The organism is Rufibacter sp. JT20002 (genome assembly GCF_056491185.1).
This window is the reverse complement of sequence record NZ_JBSZJY010000004.1, coordinates 485522-505626: the sequence shown is the minus strand read 5'-3', so window position 1 is coordinate 505626 and position 20105 is coordinate 485522. Positions and strand designations below refer to the sequence as shown.

Sequence of the window (20105 nt, the reverse complement as noted above, 5' to 3'; positions counted from 1 at the left end):
TGGTGGGAGCTTCGTTTAGGGCTATTTTGATCAAACAAAGCCCTAAACAGAAGTCAGGAGATTTAGCTATATTAGCTTTTACATCCTTCCACCAACTACACAAACATGTCACACAAAGTCATTTCCAGCCGCTCCAGGTTGGCGGTTTGGTTTCTGGCGCTTTCCTTAACAGGGCCTGCCGCCCTGGCCCAGGGAAACAAAGACCTGAACCTCCCCTACCAACGCCCCGCCGAGTCCATTGCCAAGCTGATTGAGGCCCCTGCCACTCCTTCCGTTCTCTTTGATTCTAAAGGAGAATGGATGTTGCTCATGGAGCGGGCCGGATATCCTTCCATTGAAGAGGTGGCTGCGCCCGAGGCTCGTATTGGCGGTCTGCGCATTAACCCGGCGGTGAATGGGGCCAGCCGTGGTTCCTCTTTCCATAACCTCAAGTTCAAGAAAGTAACGGGAGGCCAGGAGTTTGCCATCCAGGGCCTGCCCAGCAACGCCAAGATCACCGATGTGACCTGGTCACCAGACGAGAAAATGGTGGCCTTCCTGAACACCGTTTCCAATGGCATTGAATTGTGGGTCATCTCTGCTGCTGACAGAAAAGCTCAGAAACTCACTTCCGCTGCCGTGAACGACGCCTGGGGCAATGCCTTCAGTTGGACCCCAGACAGCAAAAACCTTTTGGTAAAACTAGTAAACCCTTCACGCGGCGAAGCACCCAAAAGCAACACCACTCCCGTTGGGCCCATCATCCAAGAAAACCTGGGCCGCACCGCTCCTTCCCGCACCTACCAAGACTTACTTAAAAATCGGCAGGACGAAGCCCTGTTTGATTATTACCTCACCAGCCAGTTGGTGCAAGTCTCCCTTGATGGAAAACAAACTAACTTAGGCAGTCAGGGCATTATCCGTTCGTTCAGTGTTTCGCCAGACGGGCAGTATGTGCTGGTGGCCAATACCCATCGACCATACTCGTATCTGGTGCCTTCCAGTTTGTTCCCCTACACCGTGCAGGTGTGGGACCGGTCAGGCAAAGTGGTGAAGCAGATAGCCGATATTCCTTTGGGTGAAAACATCCCTGTAGGATTCAACGCCGTGGCAGCTGGCCCCAGGAACGTGGCCTGGCGCGCCGATCAACCAGCTACGTTGTATTGGGTAGAAGCCCAGGACGGAGGCGATGACAAGAAAGACGTTCCGGTAAGGGATATCGTCTACACCCAAACTGCTCCTTTCTCAGAGAAACCCGTGGCTTTGGTAGGCACTAAGCTGCGCTTCAGCGGCATCACCTGGGGAAACAATGACCTGGCACTAGTGACGGAACGCTGGTGGAGAACCCGCCAGGAGCGTCGTCTGCGAGTTAAACCAAGCCAACCTGGTGCTGAGCCAGTGGTGCTGGTGGAACGCTCATACGAAGACCTGTACACAGATCCGGGGTCACCCGTCATGACTAAAAACCAATTCGGCCGAAGCGTACTTCTAACGGATAAAATAGGCCAGCATCTGTACATGATCAGCGAAGGAGGTTCGCCGCAGGGGAACCGGCCGTTTTTGAGCAAGTTTAACGTAAACACCAAGAAAGCCGATATTCTTTGGCGCTCAGAGGCTCCGTATTATGAACTTCCGGTTGATGTGATTAATGCCGAGAAGGGCACCTTTATAACCCGCCGCGAGTCTGAGAACGATCCGCCTAACTATTTCCTACGGCAGGTGGGCTCAAAGAAACTGACCGCTGTAACCAAATTCCCGCATCCCTCTCCTGAGCTGATTGGCGTGGACAAGCAGTTACTCACCTACAAACGCAATGATGGGGTAACGCTAACGGCCACTCTTTACACCCCTAAAGGCTACAAGAAAGAACAAGGCCGCCTACCTATGCTTATGTGGGCCTACCCACGGGAGTTCAAAGATGCCGCCAGTGCCGGACAAGTAAAAAGCTCGCCTTATGAGTTTACTCGCATCAACTACGGCTCTCCCCTGTTCTGGGTCACCAGAGGCTACGCCGTTCTGGACCGCACCGATTTCCCAATTGTGGGCGAGGGCGATGCTGAACCTAATGACACGTATGTAGAGCAGTTGCTGGGCAGCGCCAAAGCCGCCATTGATGAGGTAGCCAAAATGGGCATCGCAGACCCTAACAGAGTAGCTGTAGGAGGGCATTCTTACGGTGCGTTTATGACAGCCAACCTGCTGGCGCATTCAGATCTGTTTGCGGCCGGCATTGCCCGCAGCGGCGCCTACAACCGCACACTTACTCCCTTTGGCTTCCAGGCTGAGGAACGTACGTTCTGGCAAGCCCCCGAGGTGTACGCGAAAATGTCGCCGTTCAATTACGCAGACAAGATCAAGACGCCTTTACTCATGATCCACGGCGAGGCCGATAACAATTCAGGAACGTTCCCTATACAAAGCGAGCGCTTCTACAATGCCCTTAAAGGCCACGGTGCCACCACCCGCCTAGTGTTCCTGCCTGCAGAGAGCCACGGGTACGGCGCCAAAGAATCTATCATGCACATGTTGTGGGAGATGGACCAGTGGCTGGAGAAATATGTCAAAAACAAACCCCAACCGCAGACCAAGCGGTAAAGGGAACAAATAGGTGCAAAAAGGGCTGGCAAAAATCGCCTGCCTTTTTTGTTTTCCGTATTTCTACCAAAGAATACCCATAAAAACAACAGCAAGGGATAAGCGAAGAATAGTATCTTTGCCCAATTCCTTGACAATAATTACCTCCTCATGTCGAAAGTTGAATTGAAAAAAGCAAATGGAGACGTTTTCCTGATCGCAGAACGTGCGCCCGAAAACGAATACATTCATGCGCAATGGATAGGCATCCAGACCCTGGATACGGTGAAGCAAGGGGGAAGCTATTACATCAAGTTAATGGAGGAACTGCCTTGTCCCCGGCTATTGAACAACCACAAAGAGTTGATCGGTCCTTGGGATGTCGCAAACGAATGGATTGTGCAGTACTGGACCCCAAAGGTGATGGAACTTGGGTTACATTATATGAGCCAGGTGTTGGCCCCGGGGGTGTACGGGCAGATGTCATTTCACCAATTGCACCAACACATCGGAGACAAATTCCAGATCAAGATGTTTGAGCATGTGCCCCCTGCAATGGAATGGCTGCTCACTGTGGGCAAGGAAAATTCCCCCTTTTCCCCGACCAAATAATGTTATACTTCTGTATCTAAAAAGGCAGCCACTCTCTTGTAGCTGCCTTTTTGGTTTTTTACCCTTTTGTTCGCCAAACGGTCTTTAAAACGAAGACGTTACAGCACCTTTAGTACCACATCTCCCCCAACGGCATACCCCACGCACGTCAAGACTAACCCGGAGGCTACTTCCCTTTCAGTGAGGACCTCGTTGTACGACATCCAGACTTTTCCTTGTTGGCAGATAGCAGCGCAGTTGCCGCACCGGCCCGCCTCACAACTGTAAGGCAAGGAAAGCCCAGCCTTCTTAGCGGTTTGCAGAATGGTCTCTGGGTATTGCGCCTGAAGTTTGTGACTCTGGCCTTTGTACTGAAGAGTAACCGTATGTGGGTCTGTATCAGGCGGCGTTTCCCTTGTCTGGATCTTGGTGGTGCTGAACGTCTCCTGCCTTATGTTAGCCGCAGGAACTCCTATCTCCCGCAAACCATACAAACATAAGCGGCGGTAATTCTCCGGCCCACATACATAACATAATATTTCAGCCAGAGACACTCTTGCATATTGCCTGACAAACTGCTTCAACAAATCTTTGTGTAGCCTAGCTTCATTCAACTTAGGGGAAATGCTGAACAGAAGTCTCAATTGGAAACGGTCTGGGTTCTGCTCCGCCAATAACGTCAACTCCTGAAGGTAAATGGTGGTCTCGGGCGAGTGGTTGCTATACACCAGAACAACAGAGATACTAGGGTGAGAATGCAGAATGGTTTTCAGGAGAGCATAGATAGGCGTAATGCCACTTCCGGCAGCCCAGAAATAAACTTGCTTGTACGGCGAAAGATCCTCAGGCAATGTAAAAAAACCGGCAGCCCCAATCGTGAGCACCGTGTCCCCAGCTTTGGCCTGGTCCACTAACCTGCGCGACAGAAAGCCATTCTCAATCCTTTTCACTCCAATGGCCAAAGGCTCCTGTAATGCCGGGGCCGAGGTAATGGAGTACGATCTCCTGATTTCTTCTTGTCTGCCTTGGGCCACCAAGGTGAGGTATTGGCCGGGCAAATACGTGATCTTCTGGGCATCTTCCCCGCCAAACACCAAAGTCTTTACGCCCGGTACTTCTTCTTTGATTTGAGTGATGGTGAGGGACAGGTAATCAGGAGTCATGCAGGAAGTGCTTTCAAAGTTGATTTGTCTCTAAACGGAATTACCCCAAACAGAGATCACCCAAACAGCAAAATACCTAAGCCTTCTTAAATGAACAAAGGCAACCCTAATGGATTGCCTTTGCTTTAGTAAAATCACGTGTAAAACGCCTCCTTGTTTTAGGTCTATTTTCTACATACTAGCCATTAAAAGTCCAATCAGGATAAAGACGATCATCATAAAACTAATCCTAAAAGCCAGATGACCTAAAACTCTGGTTACCTACCACAAACAGTAAAAATGGACACCTGTTAGTTGGCGTTGGCATCACTTTCTGATTTAGCGTCATCGTTGTTGATTTTCTTCTTGCGTTTAGGTTGGCCTTTGGTGGTTACTTTCCCAAACTTGTAGCTGCCTGTTACCTTGAATTGACGCGCATAGATGTACATGTTGCTGGTCTGCTCCACCGAAGGTGTTCTGAAGATGTTTCGCTGTCTCAGGGTTTCAGAGAAAGGGTTTTCCACGCCCACCGTGATGCTGGCATTCTTGTTCAGAATCTCTTTTTTCAAGGCAAAGTTAAACACGGTGAAAGGATACATTTTGCCTTGTAAGGTCACTCGGGGTGAATTGTACTGGCCAAAAGCCTGAGCACTGATTCCTTTGTTAAAGGCATAGGAAAGGTTCAGGTTGGCGTTATACATCATGCTGGAATTGGAAGCATTCAGGAAGGAGTTTTCGCTTTGCAGGTCTACGTAAAAGACATTCAGGTTGCCGCTCAAATTTCCTTTCTTCAGGAACTTGGCGCTACTGAAAAGGCTTACCCCGTAGCTTGAATTCCGGCCGATATTGGCGAAAGTGGTATAGTTCACCCCATCCTGGTTCGGTAAGGTATAGGGTTCAATGGAGTTGTTGGTTTGCCTCCAGTAGAACGTAGCATTCACAGAGAACCCGTTCTTGAAAAAGGTACTGTACCCCAGTTCATAGGCATTGGTGATCTCGGCCTGCAGGTTAGGATTTCCTACCTGGATGTTGAACGTATCCGTGCGGTTTTCAAAAGGATTGAGGTAGCTTAACTGTGGCCGCTGAATGCGTTTGGTGTAGTTGAATTTCAACGTCTGATTGTTTTTCAGAGATCGGGAGATGGCTATGCTGGGGATTAAGTTGTCATAATCCTGCGCCACTGAAGTCTTGGTAGAGGTAAAGTCGCCCCGCACGTGGGTGTACTCGTAGCGGGTACCAAACTTGAAGTTGTATTTCTTGTTCACGCTGAACTCATAGGAAGCATATGCCGCCCCCACGTTCTGATCATATTCAAACACATCAGTGCGGTCAGGAACCAGGACAAAAGGCGCAATAGCCGGATTGGCTTGCAGGAACTGGAAATCACTCTCGGCGTAACGCAAAATGGCTTTGGCGCCCATTTCTAATTGATGCTTGTTTTTGAACGGATGGGTGTAATCTATCTGCAGGGTCTTTTCCTCGTTGTACGCCTCATTGAAGTAGTTCTCTTTCAGCGTCAATTGCTGTTCAAGGTTCAGCACATCGGCAAAGTTGTCGTTGTTTCGGTTGCTGCGGCTTAACAAGCCCAACACGCTGAGTTCCTGGCCTGGTTTTGATAATTGGCTCGTAAAATCCAGGTTGAGGTCATAGTTCAGGTTGTCAAAGTTACTGCGGTTGTTTCTGGTGTTTCCCGCGATAATGCCTCCGTTCAGGAACTGCGTGGAGACCTGGGAAGTCTTGAACGTAAACTCCCCGCTCTGCATCCGTAAGCCCGCCGATAAGCTGCTTTTTTTGCTGAGGTCGTAATCGGCCCCGAACTGGATCATCTGGAACTCGCCGTTGCGTTTTCCATCCATGGTTTGGCTCAACCGATCAATGCCTTCTATCCCGGTGTAATTTGTCTCTCTAGTACTTTCCAGGGGGTTATTGCGCCACATACGGCCTAAGGTAGTGTTCACCCCAAACTTACCTTTTCGGTAATTCACATTGCCGTTTACGTTGCTGGCGCGGTTGCCATAAGTGGCGTTCACGGTGCCGTTTATCCCCTGCAGGTTGTTTTTCTTGGTGATGATGTTGATGATTCCGGCGGTGCCTTCTGCATCATACTTAGCCGATGGGTTGGTGATGATCTCCACGCTTTTGATCTGATCAGCAGGAATCTGCTGCAAGGCATCGGCCACGCTGGCCGCCATCACCGCCGAGGGTTTGTTGTTGATGAGCACCCGTAAGTTGGAGCTTCCGCGCAGATTCACGTTCCCCTCCAAATCTACTGTTACCCCAGGTACTTTCTTCAGGACATCACTGGCCGTGCCCCCTGCGTTGGTAAGGTCTTTCTCGGCATTGTATACCATGCGGTCTACTTTGTCTTCAATGAGCAGCTTATCTCCCACTACCGCCACTTCATCCAGTACCTTGGCATCGGTTTTCAACGCAATAACCCCCACGTTTGCTTCGTCTTTGTTGCCCAGTGAGATGTTCTCCACCATCTTGGTTTCATACCCCATAAAACTGATGGATACGCTGTACTGTCCCGGAGCCACCCGTACCAACGAGAACTTTCCTTTGTTGTCTGACACGGTGCCGTCTACTGTTTTTCCGGTGGCTTTGTCAATCAAGGTAATGGTGGCAAATTCAATCGGTTTCTGCCCTCCTCCGTCTAAAACCACCCCAGATATTTTCCCGTTGCCTTTGGGTACAGAGGTGGTAACAGCCGGCGAGGGTTTGCTGTTTTGGGGCTTGTCTTGGGGAGTTTGGGCAAAACTGTGCTGCGCGACCAGGATGCCGGCCACAGCCATGAGTACAACTTTTTTCATAAGTCTGGTTTTATTAAGTAAAAGAAAACTTAAAACAATACTATCTCAGGGCACCTTTCTGGCGCCATTCCTATTTGAATATTTCAAACACTCTAACCCGAATGCCGATCAGGGAGAAGAAATTTTATGAAGCAAGAATAGGGAGCCTCCTGCTTAGCGGAAACTAAATGTGATGAAAGGCGGAAAAAATGTGACAAACTTCAACTTCCCTACATTCTGGAAGTAACTGGTGGGCGAAAAACCAGCGTCTAAAGATTAACAGGCAGTACTAACCATGCACGTTCTTCCCTGCGAAAACATGGCAGGATCGTTTCTGAGCATCATTACCGGTTCAACCGCTTCTAAGCAGCCGTACAAAAAGGAGCAGGTTCAAAACGTTCGAAGTAAATCAAACTAATCGGTGATAGTAAATAGAAAAGGGTTTTAGCGGGATTGTTAGTTGAAGTATTCCTGTGGCAGGCTATATCATCAAGAATTTCTGCAGAGAATAGGATTAGGAAAATACAAGCATATTGGTTTTGTGCTGTTTTCCTGGCAAGGGCACCAAACCAAGAATTACAATTTTGAGATAAGGCAGGGAGGAGAAAAGTACAAACCTATTAAAACTCTTCCCCTCCCGTTCTTACTACTTATGGCTTACTAGCCCTAAAGCCTTACCAGAAAACTCTGCTCTGGCACTGTCAGAGAATTGGTAAGAGACAGAAGGAATCACCACATCATGCATGAATAAGGTGCTTTTGTTTTTGATGTCAAGTGCAGCAGAGTTGATTTGGTTTTCTTTACCAATAACAAGTTTGGAGCCGCTCCCCGGGCTTAAACCTAATATCCCATTTAGGTGTCCAAGTTTAGTTTTTATCAGTTCCACGGTAGTAGCATGGTCCTGCGTGAGTTTTAGACTGTCCTGCTCAAAACCTACCACCTGCACTGTTCTATAGATGTACGAGTCATTAAAGTACAAATCCTGGTGAGGCTTTCCGGCTATGGTATAATCTGTAGTAGTGGTCAGCGCATTTAGTTTAGGACAAGAGATGTACACCACATGACGATTGTTGGTCCAGGAATTTTTCTCTTTTTTGTTGACCTCTATCACTAGTTTATTTCCTTCTTGTTTTATTTGAACAAAGTCCTGCACCCGGTTATGCAAACTGACCTTGTATGGACCTTGTACTATTTTTAAAGCTATTTTACTAGCTGCTAAACTGGTGGTTCCGTTTACTTCTACGGCATCAAACCCGGTAAAATCCCGTGAAACAAACTCATGATAGGGGTCTTTGTAGTGTCCTGTTTCATATTCTGCTTTCATCACGAAGTTGAAAGCCGTTAAGGTGCCCAGGAAAAAGACCAAAGCTGACACTATAAGGATAGTACTCTTTTTCATGATCTTCTAATTAAGGGTGAAATGTTCTGATTTAAATTGCTCGTAGCGTTCCTGCAGTTCTTCCAGAGGTATGTCCAGTAAAAAGACATTTCGGAAGAACTCGGGCAGATCTTGCTGTATGAAGCGTTCTTTGCGGTGCTTCTTTACCTTGCCAACTCCGTCTTGGGTCACAAAGAAGCCTATCCCTCTCTTGTTGTAAATTACTTCTTGGTTCTGGAGGTATTCAAAGGTGCGCATGACAGTATTGGGGTTTACCTGCAATTCTACCGCCAGCTCTCGCACGGAGGGTATCTTATCTTCTGGCAGCCATTTGCCCAGCAAAATGTTTTCGCTTACGTACGCGGCAATCTGCAGGTAAATGGCTTCATTATTTCTAAATTCCATACTTTCTAGTTTAGCCTACACTTGTTTCTCTTTTAACTTAAAGTAGGCACTGGCCCACAACAGCACGGCCGTTCCCATCAAAGCCAGGGTGACCAGAAATTCGTTTTCATCAGGAAAGCCAATAGAGAAATATTCTCCGGCTTCCAACAAAGTGATGGAGGCAAAAGGGATCACCTCATCCAGTTCGCGGCCTATGATGGTCTGCATGAAAGGTTTATTAAGGATGACCAACAGCAACCCGAACGCGAAAAAAAGTAAGGCAGTTTTAATAAATTGCCACTTCTCAAAGAAGATGGAGCCCAGCAAGGCCAATGAGTGCAGCAAGAAATAAGTGGTTAAGGCAAATACCTGCCCGTTTTCCTGAGAATACAGTTGCATGTACTCTATCTCCTCCCCACCCCAGTCATCTAAAGGCAATAAGATGACCGCTACCAGGTAAAAACAGGCAATATACACCACCTGAAAAATGACATAGGAGTAAAGCCAACCTACCAGGTACTTTTCAAAATGAGAGGCGGGCAAGGTAAGGGAGGCAATGGCTTTTCTCTTATCTCCTAAGTCAGAGAAAATAGTGCTGGTGAATATCGGACCTGCTGCTAAAAGCAAAATAATGAAAATATAGGTTTGCTTTTCTGCATTCATGGGAATTTCCTCCACGATGATAAGAAAACCCATAAACAGGGTCATAATCCCCATCAAGACGGCCGCAGACATCAGGTAGTATTTGAAGTGCTCAGCAGTGTGTTTTTGGAACAACCACCAGAAGCGGGTGAGGCTAAATTGCGTTTTCATATTGTTCAGTTTGTAAGAGGTGAAGCATTGGTCTGTTTCCGGCAATTACGGCGTTAAAGAGAAGTTCCATGTCTACCCGGCTATACACCCCCTCATGGTTTGGCAGAATGACATTTTTCCCTCTGAATGATTCCTCGGAATACAATACCTCGTAGCCATCGGTGGAAGTTAGGGTGGTGAACACCAATTTCTCGGCAATTCTGTCTAACTCCTGGTTCACCACTACCTCGTGGTCGTGCATGATGATCAAGGTATCAATCAAGCTCTCCAAATCACGGATCTGGTGGGAGGAAATAATCACGCACCGTTCTTCGGTTAGCGCCGAGGCAATGATTTTCCGGAACTGGATCTTGGAGGGAATGTCAAGCCCGTTGGTAGGTTCATCCATGATCAGCAGGTCGGTGTTGGTGGCCAACCCAAACGCGATCATCACCTTTTTCTGCTGCCCAAACGAAAGCTTGTCCAATACCGAGTCGCGGGGAACGTCAAACTCTGACAAGTATGTATGGAATTGCTCCTCGTTGAATTTGGGGTAAAAACGCGCGGTGTTAGAAATGAATCTTGCCGTGGTAATGGAAGGCACGTACACCTCCTCCGGAAGGAAGTAAATGTTGGCGAGCACTTCCGGCGAACGCTTAGACACATCGGCACCGTCTATGGTACAGGAACCCGCCGTTGGGTACACCAACCCGATGATGTTCTTCAGCAACGTAGACTTACCGGCACCGTTTTTCCCCAGCAAACCATAGATGTGCCCTCTGGTAAGTGATAACTGCAGGTTATTGAACAGCAATTTGTTCTTCTTGTACCCGAAACTCAAGTTGTTGATGTGTATCATAGCGACCTTGTTTACTGTATTAGTTACATAGTACACTACAAATGTAGAAAGTGTTTTTACAAAAGCAATACCTTGGTTAAAATATTTTAAAGAATAGGTAGGGTTTACAGCATTAAACAAAGAAAACAGCCTCCAAACGTCGTTTGAGGGGTTTTAAAGGCCACCTTCTTTCAAAACTTAACAGGTTTATTGTCTCACTCAAACTTGGAATTTGAATGCGTTTAGCGGAGTTTGCCTTACGCGGAGGTGTACTAGGTGGGCCATTCACGTCTTCTCTTGTTTTGCGTAAAAGGACCCATGAACCCTTTTGAAGAAGATAAATTACCTGCCCTAGACAAGCTCACCTACTCCTCTACCCAAACAGCTACGTTTGCCATGGGCTGTTTCTGGGGGCCAGAGTCTTTGTTTGGCGCTACCCCTGGCGTCATTAGAACCCGGGTCGGCTTTGCCGGGGGAACCACGGAAAACCCCACCTACCGAATCCTCGGAGACCACATAGAAACCGTTCAGCTTGACTATGACCCAGAACTGGTGACCTACCAGCAGTTGCTGAAGTTATTCTTCGGCCATCATACGCCTACCAAAGAACCCCGCAAACGGCAGTACACCTCAGCATTATTCTTCCATTCTCCGGATCAGGAGAAAGCGGCCCGAGAAGCCATTCAGGAAGCAGAAATCCAGTTTAAGGAGAAAGTACAGACAGAGCTAATACCCTATTCTGCTTTTTACCTGGCTGAGGAACGCCACCAGAAATGGAAATTGAGGCGGGTTACAACGGTTTTGCAGGAGTTACAGAAAATCTACCCCAAAGAAGAGGCTTTCAACAATTCAACCGCAGTGACTCGGGTAAACGGATATGTGGGTGGCAACGGTGAGCAAGAGCAGTTTATGGAGGAAATGGGAAGCCTAGGCCTCTCCTATCCGGTACAGCAAACTCTTTTGGCCCATTTCTTGGCGAAGGGCCTAGGTGATTTGCCGTTCATACGGTGACCTCTTTTTGACCAAGGTGGTTCCCGGGTGTTTTTGCTAAAACGGGCTAAAAGGAAAGGTTACAAAAGACTCAAAACTCCCTTTCAAACCAAGGCTACCTATTTTTTGCTTAAAAGTATGAGGCTGTCAGCGTGGATTCCAAAACTCATTCTTTTTTCTGCAGGTGAATGGAATCGGCGTTGATACAGTACCTGACTTGGCTGGGAGTTCTGGCATCCTGAAACAGGTGACCCAAATGGAGGCCGCATTGGTGACAAAGTAATTGAATGCGGTCGCGGTCGTACGTATCTAGCAGGTGTTGTTGTACGTTTTCGCCTAAATGGGCCCAAAAACTAGGGAAGCCAGTCTTAGAGTCGAACTTCTGCCCGGAGGAAAACAAGGAAGAACCACATTGCCGGCAGACGTAGGTTCCAGCCTCCTGTTGTTGGGCGTTTTTATCCCAGTCTATTTTCCGGTTTTCAAACATGTCCTTCTTCCTTTACCCACTCTTCAACCACAAAAGCATCGCCCTGAATACGTACGCTGAACAGCCGGTCAAATCCTTCTGAAAACGAGGGGACCTCTAGCTTATTACGGACGTCATACAGGGCTATGTCTTTTACTTTGTCTTTTCCTTCGCGGGCACGGTTTCGGGCAAGAGCGTCCTGAATGGTTGTTTGAAAATAATACCCTACCACTTGGTATCGGCGCTCTTTCAGCAGGGCGATGTACCCTGCCCTATCCTCTTTCCGGGGATTGGTATTGTCAACCACCAGTTTTGCGCTTGTTTTCAGGCACAGTTGCAGGAACAGCCGCTCCCGGTTGCGGGTCTTCAGCAGATCCAGGCTGATGCGTACGTGGGAGTTAAAGAAATGCTTCTTGTAAAACGTTGACTTCCCAGATGCTTGCAGGCCCATGAAGAGAATGGCTTCCAACCGCGTTTTTTTAGATTATTTGTCTTGGGCGGGTACAAACGCCATAGAAATGGAATTAACGCAGTGTCGGGTGTTTTTAGCGGTGAACCGCTCACCTAGGAATACGTGGCCCAAGTGGCCTCCACAGTTAGAGCAAACGATCTCGGTCCGGCGACCATCTGCGTCTGGTACGCGCGTCACCGCCCCAGGGATTTCATCATCAAAGCTGGGCCATCCGCAATGTGACTCAAACTTATCTTCTGAACGGTACAATGGCGCGTTGCAGCGGCGGCAGACATAGGTACCGGGTTCTTTCACAGTGTACAGTTTTCCGGTGAAAGGCCTTTCCGTGCCTTTGTGCAAAATCACGTATTCTTCCTCGGGGGTGAGGTCATTATATTTTTTCTCTTGGTTTTCCATAACTCAGTTGAAGTTAATTTCTGGGGTTTGTACTCAAATAAGAGGGATCTCGTTGCTCTGATACCAACGATGCAAAGGTAAAGAGAATTATAAAAGCCTCTTTTGTGGTTGATTCCAGGAAACTACCCTAAAAACAAATCGCCACCTCTAAAAAAGAAGTGGCGAACCTTTGATAGTCTTCTGAAGGTGGCGGAGCTACCGTAACACATGCATGGCCAGCACTTTCTGCACCTCGTACACATTCACTGATTTGTTAAAGCGTTTCCGGATGCTGGGCTCTGCCTCTGAAGATACCCAGATTTTGAGTTCGGCATCCAATTCAAAAGTACCGGCAGTTTCAACACTAAACCTTGAGATGCTTTTGTAGGAGATGGACAGGTACTCCACCTTATTTCCAGTAAGCCCCTGCACCTCAATCAGGATCAGCCTTTTAGAAGTGAAGATGAAAGTATCCCTGATCAACTTGAACCCCAATTCTATCTCTTCCCCCTCGGCCAGCAATTTGCCAAAGTCTCTGAGTAAAGTCTCTGGGTTTACCGCCCCGGCGTTTCCTAATATTGCTGAAAAGAACCCCATAGGTGTATTCTTTATTTGAGTTATAAGATAAATTACTCGTAAAACTTTGCCGAAAGTTTCTACTTAATTGCACCCCAAAACAACGGGCTGAACGAGAAAACCAGCTAATTGAATCTAACTTCAATCTGAATTACTGCCTAATCAAAGTCCTTTAAAACGGCTTTTGTAACAGAATTGCCGTTTGGTGGTCGTGAGCTTCGGGAGTCACTGACACTATGTTGGCAAAGCGGGACCATTTTTTGACCAGGTACTCCCGGTTGTAGAATATCTGAGAGGCCGGGTCTGAAAAAATGGTAAAGTAGACGTAGTTCTGCAGCTCCTCGGCCGATTGCTGCTCATAGAACTTTTGGACCGCGTCTATAAAGTAAAAAAACAAAGGATCGTCTTTGTACTTGGTGAACATGAGGTCCAGCGTGTGCTCGTCATGGATGGTCACGTAGGCGTAACCTCCTTTCCGGAGAATCCTTTTTATCTCCAGAAGCCAGGCATCGGCGGTATCGGTGATGTGGGTAAAAACCGAGCCGCAGTACACCAAATCAAAGGAGTTGTCTTCAAAAGGTAAATGCGGAGCGGTGGTATTGGTGAGGAAGTAAAAAGGATCATCAAAATTCTGCTGGCACCAGTTAATGTATTTCGCGTTGATGTCAGAACCCCATAACTCGGTTTTATCGGTGAGCGCCGGGTAATGCCGCAACATCCTTCCGGCCGCGCACCCTAAGTCCAACACCTTCGTCAGCGTTAAGGGGGATTCATTGGCCTCGTTCAGAATGGAAAGCATCGCAGCCATGTCTTTCCGGCCGCCTGCCAAGTAATCCTCCTCTGTTTCAGCGTAACCCTCCCAGTACTCCAAAGGCGGAATCGGAAGAGTGGAGGCAGAACTTCTTCCATCCTTTTCTACCTTGACAATGTACTCAGTAGAGGTGGTATTATAGGGCAATAATTTACCCGTGATAAACGAGTTGTCCAACACCCTGCTATCCATGGGCAACAGCCTCTGCTTCACCATACCTTCAACCATTGGCCGTACCGCATTGACTATTCTGTCTCTTACCGTGTGCTTAAGCTTGTTTATCATGTAGAAATAAGGATATAGGGATAGTTAAGATTCTTTTATTATAAAGAACCAATATTATTTATAACTAAATATAGTAGTTTCTTTTATAAAAGGAAGAGTGAATCAGAAAGCATTGGAGAAGATTACCTAGAAAGAGGTCTTTTTTATGAGTTAAAAAACTGCGGGTGTACCGGATGTGCTTTCAACGAAGCAAACCGATACACCCGCAGGGTAGATAAAATGAAAAGCCAGACTACTTTTTTGCCTGCGCCTTTTTGGTTTCTGCTTTCTTAGGCTCTGCCTTCTTGGTCTGTACTTTCTCTTCCTCTGCGCCAATGGTTTCAATAGCCTTCTCCAGCAGTTCGTCTTTTTTGGAGAGTACACCTTTAATGGTGGGTCGTACCACCTCGTCCAGCTGCACGCCCAAGCGTTGGGTAACCGCATTGTTGGGGTAAAAGATTCCGTTACCAGAAAGCGCCACCACATACTTGCCCGGAAGCACTATCCTTTTCACGTCACCATCGGCACCCGCGGTTTGCTCCCCCATGGTGATGCTGCCCGGGAAAAGACGCTGCAGGCTCATGGTATGCCACTCTCCAATGGTTTGCGTGGTGCCGTTCACCAGAATGACCACCTTGCCCGGGTAAGTGGCTTCATCCGGGGTAATCTCAGTGGGGTAATAGACTTCTGGTTGGGTAAGCAGGCGGTAAGATCCTGGTTGGTAAGGGTTCAACTGAAAATAGCGGGCAAAATAGTGGTTCTGCTTCCCAAACTTCTTGTACACGTAATGGAACACGAAGTCGCTGTTATCGGGCTCTCCGCGCATGTCAAAGATCATTCCCCTGGCTTTCATAGCGCGGGTAAAGAGCGAGTCCATGAGGCGGTAATCTTCCTCAGAGTCCTCATCTTTGATCATCCGGAAGGTATCATTGATCTTAAAGTGGACAATCCCTTTGGCTGCGTACACCAGACCTTTACTCTTCTTAGCCGGTACGGCTTGCTTCTTTTTAAAATAGGCGTCTATGAGTTTCGCCTTGGCGGCTTGGCTAGGGTCCATCAAGCGGAGAGTAGTTGTGATGGGCTTATCAGCCCGGGTGAGTTGCACCTGCATCTCAGCATCCTCTGACCGGAACAACAAGTTATCGCCCCATTCCCCTACCCTGCTCCACAAAGAAGATTCGTTTGAAACGGATAACAGCGGATCTAAGGCACGCACCCACTCGGCAATCTGAACACTGTCCAGCCCTTCAATGATATCGCCCCGGCGGATGTTGGACCGTTTACAAAGCGCCTCATCAATCACCGCGGTAACCACAATCTTGTTTTCGGCTACCTGGTAATCAAAGGGCGGGTAATAATGGTTCTTAAATAGCTTTTCGCGGTGGTGCAGTTGCCTAAAGAAAGAGTATGCCTGGGTGTCATCTAGGTTGGCATTCACGGCCATGAGTAAACGCTCATACTCCTCGCGTGAGGGGCATTGGGCAAACTGGGGTAGGTACTGGCTAACCACCGCATCCCAGTTCTGGTCCATGAGGTGCTTGTATGGATAGAGATAGTCTACAAAGGCCTTGAACTTGGCCAGGGCCAACATACGCAAAGGATACGGTAAATTTTCGGTGGTCTCAGTGGCATACTCCGGCTCATGGGGCATGGTGCCGCCGTAAGGATTGTTGCGCACATAGGTGTAATGGTGCTTATCACCGGTGTAGCGTCGTTCAAAAATCTGGTTTAGCGTTTTGCGGTTCTGGGAAGTCAGGAACTTTGACTTAGTGCGCCAGGAGTCATCCAGGTTCTTGAGCAGGAAAGAGCCTTTGGGATCATCTTTCTGCGGCCCCTGTTTCTGCCCCTCGGGTACGCCCACATCTTTGAGCAACTGTTTGAAGACGGCATTTACCTGTTTCTGGTTTTTAGCGGAGTCTACCAGGGGAAGGTACGCCAGGAAAACAGAATCGGCGTTCAGTTTGCCGGTAGCCGAAGCAGGATGGTGGTACTTCAGATGTCCCCAAACCCGAAAATAGTACAACTGCTTCTCGGTGTCAAAGTTTTCCTGAGCCCAGGCCCTTCCCTCAATTATTAATAAGAGACTAGCCAACAGGAAAAGAGCCCAGCCATTTACCCGGCATTGCGAGACCTTACAAACAAAGGATGGTTTTGTGTAGTTGTTCCTCATAATGAAAATCTTCTCCGGCCCGTTCATCACCTGAAAGTAAAAGTTGCCTGCCTCAAAGCACCTAATCAAAGGGTACTCCCACAGGTTCCTACCCATGCGGGTTGTTAATAATGCTTCCCCACCTTTTGTCTACCTGTATTGGTTTCTAGTACCTTTTTAGAAAAAGTACCTAGAAGCAAGTTCAGTTTAAGAACGGCTGGAAGCAGTGGCTTATTTTGCTACTCTACAATGAGCACGCCCCTTCCTGCTAATGAATCAGCGAAATGAAGGTCATCCAGATGGCTGAATTCAAGTGTTTTCCGCCGGTTGTCATTCAGGAAAAGGGTAATCATGGGCACCTCGTCTGAGGACCGGAGTTTCTTTTGGGCTTTCACAATCTGCTTCACATCAATCTCGTCACGACCTGCATCTTTCAAGCCCCTGGTATAGCCCACGTAGAGCCAAAACAGCACAATGCCCACCGATATGGCGGTGAAAAGCAGTTGGTAAAATTGGTGGGTGAGCAGATAAGTTTTGTAATGTTTTTGCGCTTGGAGGGAGAAAAAAGCCGTCCAGCAGATGGCCGAAAGAAGGTGCAGCACTTTCACATAACCGGCTTGATTACCACTGATGAAAATCCGGTCTCCCTCTAACCGCAGGATGCCTCTCTTTAATTGAAACGTATTCATTAGATGAATCTAAGCCAACACTACCACGAACTTACCACAACGGAGGCAGAAACGAAAATAACGATCCCACCCAATCCGGTTCTATACGGTATTACGGTCATATTACTCTGCTTTGTCCGTAGATTTAGACCTATTTTTATAAGACAAGGCTAAAACGTATTAAGAATTTGAGTTGCAAAGTTCAGGTGATCTCTTTAGACGCGAAGTGGCGATGTTTTAAAGGTTAGTTACGGAAGACTTGTGTAGCAATTCTTTGACCTCAGCTTCTAACCGAGCAAAGTTCTGCCGGTTTGCTTCTTCCACGGTGATGATGACTTCTTTCCCGTCCTCGCCTGTGTAAGTTCTGGCGGCTTGTGCTCCCTGGCTAAAGTTGACCACCTTGTTTTCAGCGGTGATCAGGTAGTTGCTGGGAAAGCCCATGGTGTGCCTGAAACCAGAAATGTCAATGGTATTGGGGTCTGACACTTCCTTATTGGAAGGTACCAAGGTGATGGTAGAATTGTATTCTTTGGAAAGGTTTGTAAGCCTGTCTGCCGGGTCCTGGAACAAAAGGACAAAATTTACCTGATCTTGGTACTTCTCCGCAATCTGGTTTAATGCCGGGATTTCCGCCTGGCAAGGCACGCACCAGGAAGCCGTCACCTGCAGGAACAGAGGCTTGGCCTGTTTGGCAGTCTCAAATACAGCACCATTCAGAGAGGTGAAGCTATGTTCTTTGAGGTAGGTGTTGACAATGACTGCTTTGATGGAGTCGCGGTACTTTTGGGCATTCTCTGCATCACTCCTGTCCCAATATTTTTGAGAGTCTTCCCGGTACTGCTGTATTTTGCTTTCGATGCTTGCCAAATAAACCTTCTCCTCTGGTAAAATTTCTGCCGCCTGTTGAACTTCTTTGGTGCAAGACCATGATAATGAAGCAAGTAAAATAGTGTAGGCGATTCTTTTCATGAAGGTTTACTAAAGAATAAGTTTGTTTATAGATACTAATGATAGGTGGGCAAGGAAATTGGTAGTTTCACCCTCAACGGAATATTAAGAGTTTCTAATATACACTATCAAACTTGTTTTAGGCTAGATTCTTCAAAACAAGAGGTAAAACGAAAAGGCCGCTCCTAAACAGAAGCGGCCTTTTATGCCTGATTTCTCCAAAAAAGCTTTAAAACGGAGGCGCATCGTCAAACGAAGAAGCAGGGAATCCGCCACCATCATTCATTTTGCTGCCTAACCGAATGGTACTTGGGCCGCCGCCCGCCGGTGGTCCGTCGAAGTCGGAGGTCGGGAATCCGCCGCCACTGTCTATGCTGCCACCGCCGCCGAAACCGTCTTCCAGGTTCCCGAATTTGGTGTACTTTCCGATAAACTTTAGGAAAACGCTACCCACTTCACCGTTCCGGTGTTTGGCTATGATGACCTCACCCACGCCTAAGGTTGGGTTACCCATCTCATCCTCGGTGATACCGTAGTATTCCGGACGGTACAGGAACACCACCATATCCGCATCCTGCTCAATGGACCCAGATTCACGTAAGTCAGAAAGCATTGGCTTTTTGTCACCGCCTCGGGTTTCCACGGCCCGGCTCAACTGCGAAAGCGCAATTACCGGCACGTTCAATTCCTTGGCGAGCTGCTTCAGAGCCCGAGAGATAGACGCAATTTCCTGTTCACGGTTACCGCCGCCTTTGCCTTCGGTGTTACCGCTCATGAGCTGCAGGTAGTCAATGATGACCATCTGGATGTCATGCTGAGCTTTCAAACGGCGGCATTTGGTCCGAAGCTCCCTGATAGAAAGACCCGGGGTGTCGTCAATGAAAATAGGCGCCTGGCTTAGACGGGAAATTTTGTGGTTCAGCTGCGCCCACTCGTAGTCGGCGAGGTTACCTTTTTTGATCTTCTCCCCTTCCAGCTCAGCCTCGGCCGAGATAAGACGGTTAACCAACTGAATGGACGACATCTCCAGAGAGAAGATCGCCACGCCTTTGTTGAAATCCACGGCGGCGTTCCGCATGGCCGAAACCACGAACGCCGTCTTTCCCATCGCTGGACGGGCGGCAAGGATGACTAAGTCAGAAGGCTGCCAGCCAGAGGTTACACGGTCCAAGGCATTGAAGCCACTAGGTACCCCGGTCAAGCCTTCTTTCTGGCTTTTCTTCGCTTCCAGTTCTTTGATGGCTTTGTGCATCAACGACTGCATGTCATCAAAGTTCTTCCGGATGTTGCTTTCAGACACCTCAAACAGTTTAGCCTCGGTGGAGTCCAGCAGGTCGAATACGTCGGTGGTGTCTTCGTAGGCGCGGCCTAATACTTCAGAAGAAATACTGATGAGGTCGCGCTTGATGGCGGCCTCCGTGATGATACGAGCGTGAAACTCAATGTTCGCCGCTGAGTTGATGCGGGTCGTGAGCTGCGTCACGTAAAAGGCACCGCCCACAAACTCCAGTTCCCCCTGCTCGCGCAGTTCCTGTGTAACTGTCAAAATATCGATCGGCTCTGATTTGTCAAACAAAGCCAGAATCGCTTTAAATATGCGCTGATGCGCGTCTTTGTAAAAACTTTGGGGTTTTAATAAGTCAATTACGGCCGTAAGGGCGTCTTTCTCCAACATGAGCGCACCCAATACCGCCTCTTCCAGCTCCAACGCCTGCGGCGGAAGCTTTCCCATTCCCGGAGATACGGTCTGCTTGGGGTTCCAGGCAGCCTTACCTCGCGTCGCTTTTAATTTCATCTCCTCCATAAAAGCAAATGTAACTAAGTTCAGGCTTCCGGTAATCCACAAAAAAGACCTACATATCCACACTCCAAAAGCAGAATGCCTGACCAGAAACCTATCTCGCTGATTTTCTTTA

The 20105-nt window shown here is 48.0% G+C and carries 18 protein-coding genes; 3 read left to right on the top strand and 15 right to left on the bottom strand.

What is annotated here, in order from left to right:
- Nucleotides 1–105 precede the first annotated feature (105 nt).
- A complete protein-coding gene (locus ACW9SV_RS18925) occupies nucleotides 106–2574 on the top strand; it encodes a S9 family peptidase (protein ID WP_479558332.1) in 2469 nt (822 codons plus the stop codon).
- A gap of 150 nt (nucleotides 2575–2724) precedes the next feature.
- Nucleotides 2725–3165 (top strand): hypothetical protein, encoded by a 441-nt coding sequence (locus ACW9SV_RS18920; RefSeq protein WP_479558331.1) that lies wholly within the window; start codon nucleotides 2725–2727, stop codon nucleotides 3163–3165.
- Between the two features lie 98 nt (nucleotides 3166–3263).
- Here ACW9SV_RS18920 and ACW9SV_RS18915 read toward each other — a convergent pair whose 3' ends face one another.
- The 6 genes from ACW9SV_RS18915 to ACW9SV_RS18890 form a co-directional block, all read right to left on the bottom strand.
- Nucleotides 3264–4307 (bottom strand): 2Fe-2S iron-sulfur cluster-binding protein, encoded by a 1044-nt coding sequence (locus ACW9SV_RS18915; RefSeq protein WP_479558330.1) that lies wholly within the window; start codon nucleotides 4305–4307, stop codon nucleotides 3264–3266.
- Nucleotides 4308–4597: 290 nt separating this feature from the next.
- Nucleotides 4598–7099, bottom strand: coding sequence for a TonB-dependent receptor (locus ACW9SV_RS18910; RefSeq protein ID WP_479558329.1), 2502 nt, complete (start codon nucleotides 7097–7099; stop codon nucleotides 4598–4600).
- A gap of 625 nt (nucleotides 7100–7724) precedes the next feature.
- Nucleotides 7725–8477 (bottom strand): hypothetical protein, encoded by a 753-nt coding sequence (locus ACW9SV_RS18905; protein ID WP_479558328.1) that lies wholly within the window; start codon nucleotides 8475–8477, stop codon nucleotides 7725–7727.
- Nucleotides 8478–8483: 6 nt separating this feature from the next.
- Nucleotides 8484–8861, bottom strand: a complete 378-nt coding sequence (locus ACW9SV_RS18900) for a GntR family transcriptional regulator (protein ID WP_479558327.1) — start codon at nucleotides 8859–8861, stop codon at nucleotides 8484–8486.
- Between the two features lie 15 nt (nucleotides 8862–8876).
- A complete protein-coding gene (locus ACW9SV_RS18895; protein ID WP_479558326.1) occupies nucleotides 8877–9653 on the bottom strand; it encodes a hypothetical protein in 777 nt (258 codons plus the stop codon).
- Entirely contained in the window at nucleotides 9637–10491 is an 855-nt protein-coding gene (locus tag ACW9SV_RS18890) for an ABC transporter ATP-binding protein (RefSeq protein WP_479558325.1), read from the bottom strand. The genes ACW9SV_RS18895 and ACW9SV_RS18890 overlap by 17 nt, the downstream gene beginning before the upstream one ends.
- A 297-nt stretch (nucleotides 10492–10788) precedes the next feature.
- On the opposite strand from ACW9SV_RS18890, the gene msrA reads away from it, so the two are divergent.
- Nucleotides 10789–11481, top strand: a complete 693-nt coding sequence (msrA, locus tag ACW9SV_RS18885; protein WP_479558324.1) for a peptide-methionine (S)-S-oxide reductase MsrA — start codon at nucleotides 10789–10791, stop codon at nucleotides 11479–11481.
- 145 nt (nucleotides 11482–11626) lie between these two features.
- On the opposite strand, the gene ACW9SV_RS18880 is transcribed toward msrA, so the two are convergent.
- The 9 genes from ACW9SV_RS18880 to dnaB all read right to left on the bottom strand — a co-directional run bounded on the left by ACW9SV_RS18880 (nucleotide 11627) and on the right by dnaB (nucleotide 19984).
- Nucleotides 11627–11947, bottom strand: a complete 321-nt coding sequence (locus tag ACW9SV_RS18880) for a peptide-methionine (R)-S-oxide reductase (protein WP_479558323.1) — start codon at nucleotides 11945–11947, stop codon at nucleotides 11627–11629.
- Nucleotides 11940–12395 carry an AAA family ATPase gene (locus tag ACW9SV_RS18875; RefSeq protein WP_479558322.1) on the bottom strand — a complete coding sequence of 152 codons (456 nt, stop codon included), beginning with the start codon at nucleotides 12393–12395 and terminating at the stop codon, nucleotides 11940–11942. Before ACW9SV_RS18875 ends, ACW9SV_RS18880 begins: the two co-directional genes overlap by 8 nt.
- Before the next feature lie 15 nt (nucleotides 12396–12410).
- The gene (locus tag ACW9SV_RS18870) at nucleotides 12411–12794 is read right to left on the bottom strand and encodes a methionine-R-sulfoxide reductase (protein WP_479558321.1); all 384 of its coding nucleotides are present in this window, start codon (nucleotides 12792–12794) and stop codon (nucleotides 12411–12413) included.
- A 195-nt stretch (nucleotides 12795–12989) separates the two neighbouring features.
- Nucleotides 12990–13370 carry a PH domain-containing protein gene (locus ACW9SV_RS18865; protein ID WP_479558320.1) on the bottom strand — a complete coding sequence of 127 codons (381 nt, stop codon included), beginning with the start codon at nucleotides 13368–13370 and terminating at the stop codon, nucleotides 12990–12992.
- 151 nt (nucleotides 13371–13521) lie between these two features.
- A complete protein-coding gene (locus ACW9SV_RS18860; protein ID WP_479558319.1) occupies nucleotides 13522–14445 on the bottom strand; it encodes a class I SAM-dependent methyltransferase in 924 nt (307 codons plus the stop codon).
- Between the two features lie 232 nt (nucleotides 14446–14677).
- The gene (locus tag ACW9SV_RS18855; RefSeq protein WP_479558318.1) at nucleotides 14678–16690 is read right to left on the bottom strand and encodes a S41 family peptidase; all 2013 of its coding nucleotides are present in this window, start codon (nucleotides 16688–16690) and stop codon (nucleotides 14678–14680) included.
- Between the two features lie 122 nt (nucleotides 16691–16812).
- Nucleotides 16813–17262, bottom strand: a complete 450-nt coding sequence (locus ACW9SV_RS18850) for a hypothetical protein (protein ID WP_479558317.1) — start codon at nucleotides 17260–17262, stop codon at nucleotides 16813–16815.
- 216 nt (nucleotides 17263–17478) lie between these two features.
- Complete coding sequence (locus ACW9SV_RS18845) at nucleotides 17479–18210, bottom strand: TlpA family protein disulfide reductase (RefSeq protein WP_479558316.1); 732 nt, start codon at nucleotides 18208–18210, stop codon at nucleotides 17479–17481.
- Between the two features lie 208 nt (nucleotides 18211–18418).
- Nucleotides 18419–19984: a replicative DNA helicase gene (dnaB, locus tag ACW9SV_RS18840; RefSeq protein ID WP_479558460.1), complete on the bottom strand. Its 1566-nt coding sequence runs from the start codon at nucleotides 19982–19984 to the stop codon at nucleotides 18419–18421.
- Between the last annotated feature and the right edge of the window lie 121 nt (nucleotides 19985–20105).

Excerpts from the sequence above, each read along its gene's own strand:
- ACW9SV_RS18845 (WP_479558316.1), bottom strand. The coding sequence starts at position 18,210 with ATGAAAAGAATCGCCTACACTATTTTACTTGCTTCATTATCATGGTCT.
- ACW9SV_RS18850 (WP_479558317.1), bottom strand. The coding sequence starts at position 17,262 with ATGAATACGTTTCAATTAAAGAGAGGCATCCTGCGGTTAGAGGGAGAC.
- ACW9SV_RS18925 (WP_479558332.1), top strand. The coding sequence starts at position 106 with ATGTCACACAAAGTCATTTCCAGCCGCTCCAGGTTGGCGGTTTGGTTT.
- dnaB (WP_479558460.1), bottom strand. The coding sequence starts at position 19,984 with ATGAAATTAAAAGCGACGCGAGGTAAGGCTGCCTGGAACCCCAAGCAG.
- ACW9SV_RS18855 (WP_479558318.1), bottom strand. The coding sequence starts at position 16,690 with ATGGGTAGGAACCTGTGGGAGTACCCTTTGATTAGGTGCTTTGAGGCA.
- ACW9SV_RS18910 (WP_479558329.1), bottom strand. The coding sequence starts at position 7,099 with ATGAAAAAAGTTGTACTCATGGCTGTGGCCGGCATCCTGGTCGCGCAG.
- ACW9SV_RS18895 (WP_479558326.1), bottom strand. The coding sequence starts at position 9,653 with ATGAAAACGCAATTTAGCCTCACCCGCTTCTGGTGGTTGTTCCAAAAA.
- ACW9SV_RS18890 (WP_479558325.1), bottom strand. The coding sequence starts at position 10,491 with ATGATACACATCAACAACTTGAGTTTCGGGTACAAGAAGAACAAATTG.
- msrA (WP_479558324.1), top strand. The coding sequence starts at position 10,789 with ATGAACCCTTTTGAAGAAGATAAATTACCTGCCCTAGACAAGCTCACC.
- ACW9SV_RS18900 (WP_479558327.1), bottom strand. The coding sequence starts at position 8,861 with ATGGAATTTAGAAATAATGAAGCCATTTACCTGCAGATTGCCGCGTAC.
- ACW9SV_RS18860 (WP_479558319.1), bottom strand. The coding sequence starts at position 14,445 with ATGATAAACAAGCTTAAGCACACGGTAAGAGACAGAATAGTCAATGCG.
- ACW9SV_RS18865 (WP_479558320.1), bottom strand. The coding sequence starts at position 13,370 with ATGGGGTTCTTTTCAGCAATATTAGGAAACGCCGGGGCGGTAAACCCA.
- ACW9SV_RS18920 (WP_479558331.1), top strand. The coding sequence starts at position 2,725 with ATGTCGAAAGTTGAATTGAAAAAAGCAAATGGAGACGTTTTCCTGATC.
- ACW9SV_RS18915 (WP_479558330.1), bottom strand. The coding sequence starts at position 4,307 with ATGACTCCTGATTACCTGTCCCTCACCATCACTCAAATCAAAGAAGAA.
- ACW9SV_RS18880 (WP_479558323.1), bottom strand. The coding sequence starts at position 11,947 with ATGTTTGAAAACCGGAAAATAGACTGGGATAAAAACGCCCAACAACAG.
- ACW9SV_RS18905 (WP_479558328.1), bottom strand. The coding sequence starts at position 8,477 with ATGAAAAAGAGTACTATCCTTATAGTGTCAGCTTTGGTCTTTTTCCTG.
- ACW9SV_RS18870 (WP_479558321.1), bottom strand. The coding sequence starts at position 12,794 with ATGGAAAACCAAGAGAAAAAATATAATGACCTCACCCCCGAGGAAGAA.